12 protein-coding genes are annotated in these 12,858 nt (G+C 71.6%); 2 read left to right on the forward strand and 10 right to left on the reverse strand.

All coding sequences use genetic code 11. The features are described 5' to 3' along the window. Positions 1–33: 33 nt before the first annotated feature. Entirely contained in the window at positions 34–624 is a 591-nt protein-coding gene (locus tag ACFTQE_RS18055) for a TetR/AcrR family transcriptional regulator (protein ID WP_376926363.1), read from the reverse strand. Positions 625–726: 102 nt separating this feature from the next. Here ACFTQE_RS18055 and ACFTQE_RS18060 point away from each other — a divergent pair, with 102 nt between their 5' ends. Next, the gene (locus ACFTQE_RS18060; RefSeq protein ID WP_376926364.1) at positions 727–1,785 is read left to right on the forward strand and encodes a hypothetical protein; all 1,059 of its coding nucleotides are present in this window, start codon (positions 727–729) and stop codon (positions 1,783–1,785) included. Between the two features lie 46 nt (positions 1,786–1,831). Here ACFTQE_RS18060 and ACFTQE_RS18065 read toward each other — a convergent pair whose 3' ends face one another. The 9 genes from ACFTQE_RS18065 to ACFTQE_RS18105 form a co-directional block, all read right to left on the reverse strand. Further along, positions 1,832–2,200 carry a YrdB family protein gene (locus tag ACFTQE_RS18065; RefSeq protein WP_375835003.1) on the reverse strand — a complete coding sequence of 123 codons (369 nt, stop codon included), beginning with the start codon at positions 2,198–2,200 and terminating at the stop codon, positions 1,832–1,834. 23 nt (positions 2,201–2,223) lie between these two features. Continuing rightward, positions 2,224–3,105: a formyltetrahydrofolate deformylase gene (purU, locus tag ACFTQE_RS18070; protein WP_376926365.1), complete on the reverse strand. Its 882-nt coding sequence runs from the start codon at positions 3,103–3,105 to the stop codon at positions 2,224–2,226. After that, positions 3,102–5,138 (reverse strand): sigma-70 family RNA polymerase sigma factor, encoded by a 2,037-nt coding sequence (locus ACFTQE_RS18075; protein WP_376926366.1) that lies wholly within the window; start codon positions 5,136–5,138, stop codon positions 3,102–3,104. Before ACFTQE_RS18075 ends, purU begins: the two co-directional genes overlap by 4 nt. A 333-nt stretch (positions 5,139–5,471) precedes the next feature. Beyond that, on the reverse strand, positions 5,472–6,632 hold the full coding sequence (gene nagA / locus ACFTQE_RS18080; protein WP_376926367.1) for an N-acetylglucosamine-6-phosphate deacetylase: 1,161 nt from the start codon (positions 6,630–6,632) through the stop codon (positions 5,472–5,474). Then, positions 6,633–7,418 carry a DeoR/GlpR family DNA-binding transcription regulator gene (locus ACFTQE_RS18085; RefSeq protein WP_375834992.1) on the reverse strand — a complete coding sequence of 262 codons (786 nt, stop codon included), beginning with the start codon at positions 7,416–7,418 and terminating at the stop codon, positions 6,633–6,635. Continuing rightward, a complete protein-coding gene (locus ACFTQE_RS18090; RefSeq protein WP_376926368.1) occupies positions 7,415–8,263 on the reverse strand; it encodes a ketose-bisphosphate aldolase in 849 nt (282 codons plus the stop codon). The genes ACFTQE_RS18085 and ACFTQE_RS18090 overlap by 4 nt, the downstream gene beginning before the upstream one ends. Further along, complete coding sequence (locus tag ACFTQE_RS18095) at positions 8,260–9,252, reverse strand: 1-phosphofructokinase family hexose kinase (protein ID WP_376926369.1); 993 nt, start codon at positions 9,250–9,252, stop codon at positions 8,260–8,262. Before ACFTQE_RS18095 ends, ACFTQE_RS18090 begins: the two co-directional genes overlap by 4 nt. Beyond that, positions 9,249–10,223 (reverse strand): ROK family protein, encoded by a 975-nt coding sequence (locus tag ACFTQE_RS18100; protein WP_376926371.1) that lies wholly within the window; start codon positions 10,221–10,223, stop codon positions 9,249–9,251. The genes ACFTQE_RS18095 and ACFTQE_RS18100 overlap by 4 nt, the downstream gene beginning before the upstream one ends. Further along, a complete protein-coding gene (locus ACFTQE_RS18105) occupies positions 10,223–11,092 on the reverse strand; it encodes an SIS domain-containing protein (RefSeq protein ID WP_376926372.1) in 870 nt (289 codons plus the stop codon). The genes ACFTQE_RS18100 and ACFTQE_RS18105 overlap by 1 nt, the downstream gene beginning before the upstream one ends. A gap of 415 nt (positions 11,093–11,507) precedes the next feature. Here ACFTQE_RS18105 and ACFTQE_RS18110 point away from each other — a divergent pair, with 415 nt between their 5' ends. Next, positions 11,508–12,752, forward strand: coding sequence for an extracellular solute-binding protein (locus ACFTQE_RS18110; protein ID WP_376926370.1), 1,245 nt, complete (start codon positions 11,508–11,510; stop codon positions 12,750–12,752). The last annotated feature ends 106 nt before the right edge of the window (positions 12,753–12,858 follow it).

Consider the following 12,858-nt stretch of genomic DNA (forward strand, 5'->3'; position numbering starts at 1 on the left):
GGGATGCCGCGGCATCCCCTCACCCCTTTGTGGTCAGTGGGGGAGGAGCTGTCTGACGCTCGCGAAGTAGGCCTCGTCGTCGAAGTCGGGGAAGATCTGCCGCTGGATCATGAAGCCCTGCCCGAGCGCCAGCATGATCGGCACGAGCCGGGCGATCGTGGCGTCGATGTCGTCGCCGGCGTGTTCGGGGTGCGCCTCGAACCACGGCCGGACGGATGCGCCGAACGCCTCCGGTACGAAGGCGAGCGGAGCCCCGATGCTCTCGAGGATCGCGGGGTCGGCGGCGGCGTCGGCCCAGAGCTGTACGAGCAGCCGGGTGTCGAAGGAGTCGCGCATGCCACGGAGGATCGTGGTGACGACCTCGCCGGGGGTGAGCAGGCGGCCGTCGGTCTGCTGCGCCTCGACCTCGAGGCGTCGACTCTGCAGGGTGCGAGCCGCGACGGCGGCGAACAGCTCCTTCTTGCCGGCGAAGTGGCCGTAGATGGCGCCTGCCGACAGGCCGGTCTCCGCGATGACATCGGCCATCGAGGTGCCCTGGAACCCCTTCACCGAGAAGGCGCGGAGGGCGGCGTCGATGATCTCGTCGCGGCGGGCCTCGCGGTACGCGGCGGTGACCTTCGGCATGCTCGGCTTCTCCGTCGATGAGCGGGTGATCGTTCTTGACAAGCCTAGACGGCACGCTCAGAATTATAAAGAACGAACATTCGTTTTTCTTCGGAGGAGATCATGGCCAGCCACCCGGATGCCGTCAGCCGGCACACCCCCATCGGTCGCGTCATCGGCATCGCGCTCGCGCTCGCCGCGGTGGTCGCGGTCATCGTGCTCGCGTTCTCGTGGCCATCGGTGACGGCCGATGCGAAGAACCTGCCGATCGCGATCTCGGGCCACGCCGAGGCGATCTCGGCGGTCGAGGACACGGTCGACGAGCAGTCGCCAGGCGCCATCCGGTTCGACGCGGTCGACGATCGGGAGGCCGCCGTCGCCGCGATCGAATCCCGTGAGGTGTACGGCGCCATCGTGCTCGGGGCCGAACCCGAGGTGCTCACCTCCTCGGCGTCGAGCCTCGTGGTCGCCCAGCTGCTCACCGGCATCGCGAGCGGGCTCGAAGAGGGGGTCAACGCCCAGGCCGCAGCTGCCGCGGCCGCCGCCGGCGCCCCCACGGCTCCGCCGCACATCGAGGTCGTCGTCACCGACGTGGTGCCGCTCGCCGACACCGACCCGCGGGGCACCGGGCTCACCGCCGCGCTCTTCCCGCTCGTGCTCGGCGGCATGCTCGGCGGCATCGCGATCTCGGTCGCCGTCATCGGCGCGATGCGTCGGGTGTTCGCGGTGCTGCTCTACTCGGCCGCGGGCGGGCTCGTGCTCGCCGGCATCCTGCAGGGCTGGTTCGGGGCGCTGCAGGGCGACTACGTGCTGAACGCCGCGGCCATCGCGCTCGCGCTCGCGGCGATCGCCGCACCGATCACCGGGTTCGTGGCGCTCATCGGCCGGGCCGGCATCGCCGTCGGCCCGGTGGTCATGCTGCTGTTCGCCAACCCGATCTCGGGCGCCGCGGTACCGAAGGAGTTCTATCCGGCACCCTGGGGCGACATCGGCCAGTGGTTCCCGCCGGGGGCGGCGGCGACGCTCGTGCGCGAGCTCTCGTACTTCCCGTCGGCCGACATGACCTTCCCGTGGCTCGTGCTCGGGGCGTGGGCCGTCGGCGGACTGCTGCTCTCCGTCATCGGCCACTTCCGCACCGCGGGCGGCGCGGAGTCCGACGCCGAGGCGGCCGTCGCGGTCTGAGCCGCGGGCGGGGAGGGCGGCCCGGCTCGGGCCGGGTCGCCGCGGGTCAGCCCGCGAGCTCCTTGCGACCGTTGATGATGCCGCTCACCGCCGCGACGACCGCGAAGACGACGGCGACGATGGGCTGGCCGAGGGTCCACCATCCGATCGCGGCGGCCGAGAAGACGGCGATCTCCACGATCGCCTTGCCGAACGCGTCGACGCGGAAGACCGCCTTCGGCGACACGAACAGCGCCCACGCGAGGATCGCGAGCAGCGGCGCACCGATGCCGATGGCGACGCCCGGCCACGGCAGCGGGAAGGCCAGGAAACCCCAGACGCCGAGCGAGACGAACGCGAAGAGTTCGAGGAAGAACCGCAGGATGTCGTTCGGCCCGATCTTCGGCTGCTGCTCGTGCTGTTGTGCGTCGCTCACAACCCTCGAGTCTACCCGCGACCTCAGCGGAAGATGATCGTGCGGACGCCGTCGAGGAGCACCCGGCGCTCGGCGAACCACTTGACCGCCTGGCTGAGGGTGCGGCTCTCCTCGTCCTGACCGATCGCGACGAGTTCGCCCGGGCTGCGCGAGTGATCGACGCGCACGACGTTCTGCTCGATGATCGGCCCCTCGTCGAGGTCGCTCGTCACGAAGTGCGCGGTCGCGCCGATGAGCTTCACGCCGCGCGAGTGCGCCTGCCGGTACGGATTCGCGCCCTTGAAGCCGGGCAGGAAGGAGTGGTGGATGTTGATGCAGCGGCCCTCGAGGGCCGCGCAGAGCTCGGGGGAGAGGATCTGCATGTACCGGGCAAGCACGACGAGCTCGATGTCGTGCTCGTCGACGGCGTCGAGCACTCGGCGTTCGAAGGCGGCCTTCGACGCGGTATCGGTCACCGCGAGGGCTTCGAACGGCACGCCGTAGAAGTCGACGAGGTCGCGCAGCGTGCCGTGGTTCGAGAGCACGAGCGGGATCTCGACGGTCAGCTGCCCGGCGCGCTGGCGGAAGAGCAGGTCGTTGACGCAGTGGCCGGCGGTCGAGGCGAGTACGAGCGTGCGCAGCGGTCGGCCGACCTCGTCGAGGTGCCACTGCATGTTCCACCGCTCGGTGACCGGTGCGAGCGCCGCCTCGAACTCGTCTCGGCCGGCCGAGGACTCGACCTGCAGGCGCATGAAGAAGTTGCCGGTGTCGACGCTCGCGAACTGCTGGCTCTCGGTGATGTTGCCGCGTGCCGCCACGATCGCTCCGCTGATCGCGTGCACGATGCCGGGGCCGTCGGTGCAGCTGAGCGTGACGACCCAGTGGTGGAGGTGTTCGGGGGCGGCGCCTGGGACGTGCTCGGTCATCCCGCCAGACTAGCGGGGTCGGGCGCAGGGGCGGTCGCGGGCCCGGGAAGGAGCTCGAGGCCCGCATCGGGGGTGCTGTCGAGCGCAGGAGCGCTGTTCGCCCACCAACTGCGTTCGGCGGGTGCGGAGGGCCCATTTCGGCCGTCGACCGTGTAGCGAACGGTGATTTCGAGATCGCGCGGGATTCGGAACAGGCCGTAGAAATCGCGGTCGCCGCGGCCGTCGAGCACGACCTCGTCGAGCTCGACACCGTCGACGAGCACCTGCACAGTCGCGTCGGGCGCACCATGGAACGAGATCCGCCAGATCTGCGATCCGATGCCCTCGAGCATCAGCTCAGGGCTCGTGAGCGTGACCTCGACGGGAGAGCTCGCTGCCGAGCGGTTGCCGGCACGGTCGACTTGCTCGACCGAGAGCAGGTGGGTGCCTGCGGGGAGGCCCGAGTACACGAGGGTCCAATCGCCGGACTCGTCCGCCACGGCGTCGGGCGCCGTCTCGTCGGATGCCACGGCCGCCGCCGCGGGCGACTGCACCGAGACGAAGATGCTCGCGCCGGGCTCGGCCGTTCCCGACAGGAGGGGGTCGACGAGACCGCCGGATGTGTCGGCCGGCATCACCACGGGGGGCAGCGCCTCGGTGTCGACGGGTTCCGGCTCGGGCTCGGGCTCGGGATCGGGCTTCGGGGCCGGAGGCGTCGGGGCCGGAGCAGGGCTCGGCGCGGCGACGGGAACCTCGGGCTCGGCCGACTCCTCCACGGAATCGGGGGCAGGCTCGACCACGGGGATCGGGGGCCCAGGATCGGGCTGGGTCGTCGTCGGCGACTCATCGGTCGACTTCGCAGCCTCGGACTCGGGCGGCGCGGCAGCGACGACGGCCTGCGGTGCGGGTTCCGCGGGATTCACGATGCCCGGCACGACGATCACGGCGGCGACGGCTGCGGCCGCGACGAGCGCTCCGGCTCCGACGCCGATCACGAGGCCGGAGCCGCCGAGGGCGCCGAGCCCGGTCGCGGAGGCGGCGCCCCCGGCAGCGCCTGCGCCGCCTGCGCCTGCTCCAGCGGTGGAGCTCGCCCCCGCGGTCGAACCGGCAGCGCTCGAGGTGCCGGCGGTGTGGCCGATGATGACGGCGGGCATCGCGGCGGCACCCATCGCGACCTCGGCGACCGGCGCACCCTGCGAGAGCCAGGCCGAGTACGCCGTCGCGCCGCCGATTCCGGCGGTGAGCGGCAGCAGCACGAGTGCGAGCCGTGAGCCGACCTCGCGCGCCTCGGCGGCGACGATCGTACAGCGGGCGCAGTCGTCGAGGTGTGCTTCGAGGCGTGTGGTCTCACGGGCCCGGAGCTTGCCCCGGGTGTACGTGCCGAGCCGGTCGATGCTCCACTGGCACTCGGGCGCATTGGCGGGGTTGCGCAGGTGCACGCGGATCCACGACTGGCGAAGGCCCTCGCGTGCACGGTAGGCGAGCGCCGCCGTGCTGTTTGCGCTCATGCCGAGGAGCGGTGCTATCTGCTGCGGGGTCATGTTCTCGACCTCGGAGTACCAGAGCACCTCCTGCCACCGGGTCGGCAGGGCGCGGAAGGCCTGCGCGGTGGCGCTGCGATCGAGTGCATCGAGGGTGGCGGACTCGCTCGTCGCGGGGTCCTCGAACGACTCGAGCGTCTCGAGCGTCGTCTCGTGCCGTGCGCGGCCCCAGCCGGCCGCGGTGTTGCGGATCGTCGTGAAGAGGTAGGGGCGGAAGGCGCCCGTGGGTCCGCCGCCGGCGAGGATCGCGCTGTAGATCTTCGTGAACGACTCGGCCACGAGGTCGTCGGGGTCCAGCGAGCTGTACGACCGCGCGACGGTGCGCGCCGAGGCGGCGTGTCGTTCCCACAGTTCGGCGTACGCCGAGCCGTCGCCCTTTCGCGTGCGCTCGATGAGCGCGGCGTCGGCCGATCGGTCGGTGCGCAGCGGCGGCACGACGGCTCCTTCGGGTAACAGGTGGACGAGCAGGTCGGGAACGGGCCCACCGAAGAGACGCGCCGAGGGGGCGATCATGACGCGGGAGATTCGGGTGCCCCTATTCCAGCAGAAATCCCTGAGAAACGGGTGCGGAAAAGATTCTCCGGATGTCGCGTCATAAATGCGCCGTACCGACGTCTCTCAGGTGGAAGGCACCCAACCGCCTTCCGAACAACCGCCGTCTCAGGCGACCCGAACCCCCGAGACGGATGCCGGCCCAGCCGGCGAATGAGTGGAGTGCGTCGGGGGAAACGATGCGCTCCACTCGAACGGGCGAGGGTCTCGGAGGCGAAGGGGAACACGCCTCCGGGCCCCGTCTCGGCTCCGCACCCCAAGGCGCGCGACGTGAACGGGCGCGCGCGGCGCGGATCAGGCCAGGCGCGCGCCGGCACCCCAGACGGCCTGCACACCGAGATCGGCGTCGAGGAGCACCGCGTCCGCCGCGAACCCGGCGTCGAGTCGGCCGAGATCGCCGGCTCGGCCGATGGCGGCGGCGGGCGTCACGGTGAGCGCGCCGACCGCCTCGTCGAGCGGGATGCCGCAGTCGAGGACCGCGCGGCGGAGCGCGTCGTCCTGCGTGAGCGTCGAACCGGCGATGGATCCGCCCTCGCGCAGGCGCGCGACGCCGTCGGTGACGACGACCTCGAGCGATCCCAGCACGTAGACGCCGTCGGCGGACCCCGTCGCCGCCATCGCGTCGGTGATGAGTGCGACGCGGCCCGGTGCGCCGGCGAAGGCGAGCTTGACGACATCGGGGTGCACGTGCACGCCGTCGTTGATGATCTCGAGGGTGACGTGATCGGCGTGCATCGCCGCCACCACGGGGCCGGGCGCACGGTGGTGGATGCCGCGCATGCCGTTGAACGCATGCGTGAGGATCGTGGCGCCGGCGTCGAAGGCCGCGAGCGCGGTCTCGAAGTCGGCTCCCGTATGACCGACGGCCACCCGTACGTCGGCGGCGACGAACCGTGCGATCGCCTCGAGCGCGCCGTCATGCTCGGGGGCGATCGTGATCTGCCGCAGCGTGCCGGCCGCGGCATCGAGCAGCAGGTCGACGGATGCCTCGTCGGCACCGCGCAGCAGGCCGGGGTCGTGCGCTCCGCGGAACTCGGTGTCGAGAAACGGGCCCTCGAGATGAGCGCCGAGCACACGCGGATCGCGTTCGGCGAACCGGGCGATCGTCGCGAGATCGTGCGCCAGCCGGTCGACCGACGAGGTCACGAGCGAGAGCACCGAACGCGTCGTGCCGTGGGCGTTGTGCACCGCGAGCACCTGCTCGATCGCCGCGTCGCCCTCGTCGGCGGCCGCGCCGCCGGCGCCGTGGCAGTGGATGTCGATGAATCCGGGGGTCAGGAAGCCCCCCGCGGCATCCGTCACCGTCGCCGACTCGATCGCGAGCCCGTGGAGCCAGCCGTCGCCGATGCCGCGCGCGGTCACCTGGTCGCCGTCGAACCGCACCCATGCGTCGGTGACGGTGTCGGCGCCGCTCACGAGGCGCGCGGAGTGGATGACGACGGGTGGGGTGCTCACCTAAGCAACGATAACGTCGTAGCCCGCGTCGGACAGCCGTTCGAGCTGCTCCTGCGTGGCTCCGGCGTCGGTGATGACGGTCGAGAACAGCCGCCGCGGCCCGATCGCCGCGAACGCCCGCTTGTCGATCTTCGACGAGTCGGCCACCAGCACCGCCTGCGTGGCGCGCGCCGCCATGAGCGCGTTGACCGCGGCCTCGCGTTCGTCGTGCGACGTCGGCCCGACGACGGGGTCGATGCCGTTGACGCCGATGAACGCGAGGTCGAGCGTGATGCTGCCGAGTACGGCGTCGGTGTAGGCGCCGACGAGTTCGTACGAGCGCGCGTGCACGACGCCCCCGGTCACGACGGTCTTGATCTGCGGGCGCATCGCGAGCTGCATGGCGATGTTGATCGCATTGGTGACGACGGTCAGGCTCGGGTCGGGCGCCGGCTCCATGATGTCGGCGCGGGACATGAGGGCGTCGGCGATCGCGGTCGACGTCGTGCCGCCGCAGAGCCCGATGACGGCGCCGCGCGGCACGAGCGCGCTCGCCGCATGGGCGATCGCCGCCTTCGCGTTCGGGTTCTGCTGGTTCTTGTACCGGATCGGCAGGTCGTAGGCGACCGAGTGCGCGACGGCCCCGCCGCGGGTGCGGGTCAGCAGCTGCTGACGGGCCAGGGCGTCGAGGTCGCGCCGCGCCGTCGCCGGTGACACCTCGAGGCGGTCGACGATCTGGTCGACGTCGACCTGACCGCCCTCGGCGAGGAGATCGAGGACGGCGCTCAACCGTTCGGCACGATTCATCCGTTGGGGTCCTTCCCGGCGAACAGGCGGAGGAGGCGGGCCGCCTCTGCTTCGATGGCGTCGCGCCCGGCGGCGAGGTACTTGCGCGAGTCTACGACCGTCGGATGCTCGTCGAGGAACCGACGGATCGCACCGGTGAACTGCGCATTCAGATGGGTCGAGACGTTGACCTTGACGAGCCCGGCGCGGATGCCCGCGACGATCGTCTCATCGGGCACGCCCGACGAACCGTGCAGCACGAGGGGAACGGGCACCGCAGCGCGGAGGCGGGCGATGAGCTCGAGATCGAGCGGCGCGACGCGCTCGGTCATCGCGTGCGACGATCCGACCGCGACGGCGAGGGCCTCGACACCGGTCTCGGCCACGAACTGCGCGGCCTCGGCTGGGTCGGTGCGAACGCCGGGGGCGTGTGCGCCGTCCTTCCCGCCGATCTCGCCGAGCTCGGCCTCGACGAGCACGCCGGTCGTCGAGGCATGCGCGACGACCCTGCGGGTCGTCTCGACGTTGTCGGCGAAGTCGAGCTTGGCGCCGTCGTACATGACCGAACCGAAGCCGTGGTCGATCGCGAGCAGCGCGAGCGCCGGGTCCTCTGCGTGGTCGAGGTGCACCGCGACGGCGGCGCTCGAGGCCTCGGCGACGGCGAGGGTGGCGCGGGCGATCGGTTCGAAGCCGCCGTGATAGCGGATCGCGTTCTCGGAGATCTGCAGGATGACGGGCAATCCGGTCGACTCCGCCGCGCGCACGAGGGCCTCGGCGGTCTCGAGATGCAGCACGTTGAACGCGCCGACGGCACGGCCGGCCGCGACGGCGTCGGTGAGGATGGTGCGAGTGGGAGTGAGGGTCATGCTGTCGCTTCCGGGTCGGAGGGTCCGGCGCTGCCGGTGCTGGTCGTGGTCACGACGACCTCGAGCTCGAGGGCGGCGTGCTCGGGCGAGAGGTCGCCCGCCAGGGGCATGAGCACCGCCGAGGCCGACCAGGCGGTCGCTCGGCGAGCGAGCCGGGCGCGTGCCTCGGCCGAGGCAGCGGTGTCGGCGGCGAGTTCCGGCGTCTCGGCGAGTGCCGCCGCGATCGCCGCCACCGCGGCATCGCCCGCGCCGGTCGCGTTGCCGTGCAGCCTGCGGGGCAGGCGCGCCCGGACCTCGCCCGGGGCATCCGACGACACGATCATGAGGCCCTCGGAGCCGAGCGAGGCGACGACGATGCCCGCGCCGAGGTCGAGGAGGGCACGGGCTCCGGCGGCGGGGTCGTCGAGGCCGGTCGCCGCACCGAGCTCCTCGGCGTTGGGCTTCAGCGCCGAGGCTCCGGCGCGCGCGGCCGCGAGCAGGCCGGGCCCGCTCGTGTCGACGATCACGGGTACGCCGGCATCGACGAGCGAGCCGACGAGCGAGGCGAGCTCGGCGGGACCGAATCCGTCGGGCAGGCTCCCGCAGATCGCGACGGCGTCGGCGCCGCGGCCGAGTTCGAGTGCGCTCGTCGCGAGGGCGTCGACGTCGTGCGGTGCGAGCGCGGCGCCGCGTTCGTTCAGCACGCTCGTCTCTCCGCTCGCCTCGTCGACGAGGGCGATGCTGCGCCTCGTCGCCCCGGTGACGGGGACCAGGCGATGCGGGATGCCGCTCGAGGCGAGTTCCGCCGCGAATTCGTCGCCGACCGCGCCTCCGACGGTCGTGAGCGCGAGCACGTCATGCCCCTCGGCGTGCAGCACGCGAGCGACGTTCAGCCCCTTGCCGCCGGCGCGCGCGGCGCCGGCGTCGACCCGGTGCGTCTCACCCGGCAGCAGGCGATCGACGTGCCACGTCAGGTCGAGTGCCGGGTTCGGCGTCACGGTGAGGATCACGCGGCACCGCCCTCACGTCGCGCGGCGGCGAGGTCGCGGGCCGCGAGCGCCGTGCCGAGGAGGCCTGCGTCGTCGCCGAGTTCGGCGTGCACGAGTGCCGGTCGGCGGTGGAAGCTGAGGAGAGCGTCGAGGCGCGCTCCGAGCGGGCCGAAGAGTGCGGGGCCGGCCTGGGCGAGCCCGCCGCCGATCACGACGGCCTCGGGCGCGAGGATCGCGACGAGTCTCGCGATCGCCTCCGCGAGCGCTTCGACGGCGTCGTCCCACACCCGGCGTGCGAGCGGGTCGCCCGCGGTGGCGGCATCGAGCACTTCGCGCGCCCCGCCGACCGGTGTGCCGGATGCGGCGGAGTACCGACGTGCGATCGCGCCGGCCGACGCGATCGTCTCGAGGCATCCGATCGCGCCGCAGGGGCAGCGCTCGCCGAGCGGGTCGGCGAGCGAATGGCCGATCTCGCCGGCGAACCCGCCGCCCGCGTACGGGCGGTCGCCGAGCACGAGTGCGCTCGCGATGCCCGTGCCGATCGCGAGCACGACGACGTCGCCGTAGCCGCGCGCCGCCCCGAGCCGGTGCTCGGCGTCGCCCGCGGCCCGCACGTCGTGACCGAAGGCCACGGGCAGGCCGAGGGCGGCTTCGGCGAGTGAGTGGATCGGGGCATCGCGCCAGCCGAGGTTCGAGGCGAACATGCCGACGCCGGCGCGCTCGTCGACCAAGCCCGGGACGCTGACCCCCGCGGCGACCGGAACGACGCCGGGCGCTGCGGCGAGATGCTCGCGGGCGAGTACCGCGAGCGAGGCCACGATCGTGCCGGCGGGGTCGGCGGAGTCGAGGGGCGTCGGCGTGCGGCGGAGGCCGAGCACCCGCCCCGACGCGTCGACGAGCGCCGACTTCGTGTCGGTGCCGCCGACATCGAAGGCGAGTACCGCGTCGCCCGGGCCGAGCCGGGTCGCGTCGGGAGAGGGGCGCTCGGTCATCACGCGTCGAGGATGACGGAGCGGGTGAGGTTGCGCGGCGCGTCGGGGTCGAGGCCCTTCGCGCGGGCACGGGCGAGGGCGACGCGCTGGGCGCGCACGAGCTCGGCCATCGGGTCGAGCGCGCCCGCCTCGAAGTGCGCACCGGTGACGGCGACGTCGCCCGCGAGGCCCTCGGGCGCTTCGCCGAACTGCCAGGTGACGCGGCCGGGCGCCGCGATCGCGATCGGGCCGTGGCGGTACTCCATCGAGGGGTACGACTCGGTCCACGACTGCGAGGCCTCGCGCATCTTCAGCGCCGCCTCGTGGGCGAGGCCGACCGACCAGCCGCGGCCGAGGAAGGTGTACTGCTCGGCGTCCGTCAGTTCAGGGGCGAGCTCTTCGGCCACCGCACACTCGGCGTCGGCGATCGCACCGCTCAGGTCTTCGCCGAGCGACGCGCGGAAGAGCGCGAGCGCGGTCGTCGCGAACCGGGTCTGCACGACCGACTGCTCGTCGGCGAACGGCAGGAGCACGGCGTCGTCGACGAGGCCGACGAGCGGCGAGGATGCATCGCCGATGACGCCGACGGTGCGCACGCGCCCGCGCAGGCCCTCGACGAGCTGGAGCACCTCAGTGGTCGTGCCGGAGCGGGTGAGGGCGACGACGGCGTCGTAGCCGCGATCGACGAAGGCCTCGGATGCCGCGAAGGCGTCGGTCACGCCGTGGCCGCCGGCCTCGCGGAGCCACGCGTACGACTGCGCGATGAACCAGGACGTGCCGCAGCCGACGACGGCGATGCGCGCACCGCTGGCCGGGAGCAGCGCCTGCTCGGCGCGGAGCGACTCGGCCTTCGCCCAGGTCTCGGGCTGCGAGGCGAGCTCGGCCGCCATGTGCGCGGCAGGGGTGTGTTCGGTGGTCGAATGCTCGGTCAAGACGGCTCCAGACGGGTGTTCGGCGGCCGGCGCACGAGATCGGCGCCGACATGACTACTCATGATTGCAGATGACTGCAATCCGTGTCCAACGATCAGTCGAACGATTGATTGGAGCACTTTCGTGGCACTGTCGAATTTGTGAGGGATCTGAACAAAATCTCATAACGAATCAGTTGCACGCCTTGACGGCCGATCCGGATTCGACATAGATTTCGTGCGTCGAGTGAACGAACATGATCGTTTGCACGGCGAAACGTTCAGGAAACAGCACTCCGGCAGAGTCGTCGGGTGCGAGTTCCCGAACACACGCACCGTCGCGCGAGGCTCCGTCCGGGCGTTGGTGCACCATCCACCACAGTGAGGAAGCATCCATGAAGAAGTCTCTGCGCCTCGGCACGGCCGTCGCGCTCGCCGCCACGGCGTCGCTCACGCTCGCATCCTGCGGCTTCGGCGGCGGTTCGAGTGAGGAAGCCGGTGGCAAGACCACGCTCGACCTGCTCGTGCCGAGCTACTCCGACAACACCCAGGGCCTCTGGGAAGACGTCATCGAGGGCTTCGAAGCCGAGAACACCGACATCGACGTCAAGCTCGAAGTGCAGTCGTGGGACAACCTCGAGACCGTCATCGCCACGAAGATCCAGGGTGGCGAGGCTCCCGACATCTACAACGGCGGCCCCTTCGCCGGCTTCGCCGCCGACGAGCTGCTCTACCCGGCCGAAGACGTCGTCTCGCCCGAGACGTTCAGCGACTTCCAGGACTCGTTCATCGCGAACGCCGAGGTCGACGGCACGGCCTACGCCCTGCCGCTCATCGCCTCGGCTCGCGCGCTGTTCGTGAACAACGCGCTGCTCGAGCAGGCCGGTGTCGCTGCGCCGCCCACCAACTGGGACGAACTGCTCGACGCCGCGACGAAGGTCTCGGCGCTCGGCGGCGGCATCGCCGGCTACGGCATGCCGCTCGGTTCCGAAGAGGCGCAGGCCGAAGCAGCCGTGTGGCTGTGGGGCGGCGGCGGCACGTTCGGCGACGCGACCGAGATCACCGTCGACGACCCGGCGAACCTGCCCGGCGCCGACCAGATCAAGAAGATGATCGACGCGGGCGCCACGCAGGCCGACCCGGGCTCGACCGACCGTTCGCCGCTCATGGACATCTTCATCCAGGGCAAGATCGGCATGCAGGTCGGCCTCCCGCCGACCGTCGGCCAGATCGAGGAGAACAACCCCGAGCTCGACTACTCGATCGTCCCGATCCCCACGAAGGACGGCAGCCCCATGACGGTCGGCGTCATGGACCAGCTCATGGCCTTCCAGAACGACGGCGACAAGCAGGAGGCGATCACCAAGTTCCTCGACTACTACTACACGGCCGACGTCTACGTGCCGTGGGTGCAGACCGAGGGCTTCCTGCCCGTCACCAAGTCGGGCGCAACCGAGCTCTCCTCCGAGGAGGCGCTCGCGCCGTTCCTCGAGGTGCTGCCCGACGCGCAGTTCTACCCGAGCACCAACCCCAAGTGGTCGGCGACGGATGCCGCGTTCAAGGCGCTGTTCGGACAGCTTCAGACGAAGCCCGCACAGGACGTCCTGACCGAGATCCAGGCGCAGGCCGACGCGGGCTGATCCCCGCTCGACCAGCAGTCCGCTTTCGCAACACCCCGGAGGGATCGGTGACCACCGAACCATGAGCACCACATCCGATGCGTCACCGATCCAGGCGGGGGCGGCC

It is taken from the genome of Agromyces sp. NPDC056965, assembly GCF_042673425.1.
Classification (GTDB): domain Bacteria; phylum Actinomycetota; class Actinomycetes; order Actinomycetales; family Microbacteriaceae; genus Agromyces.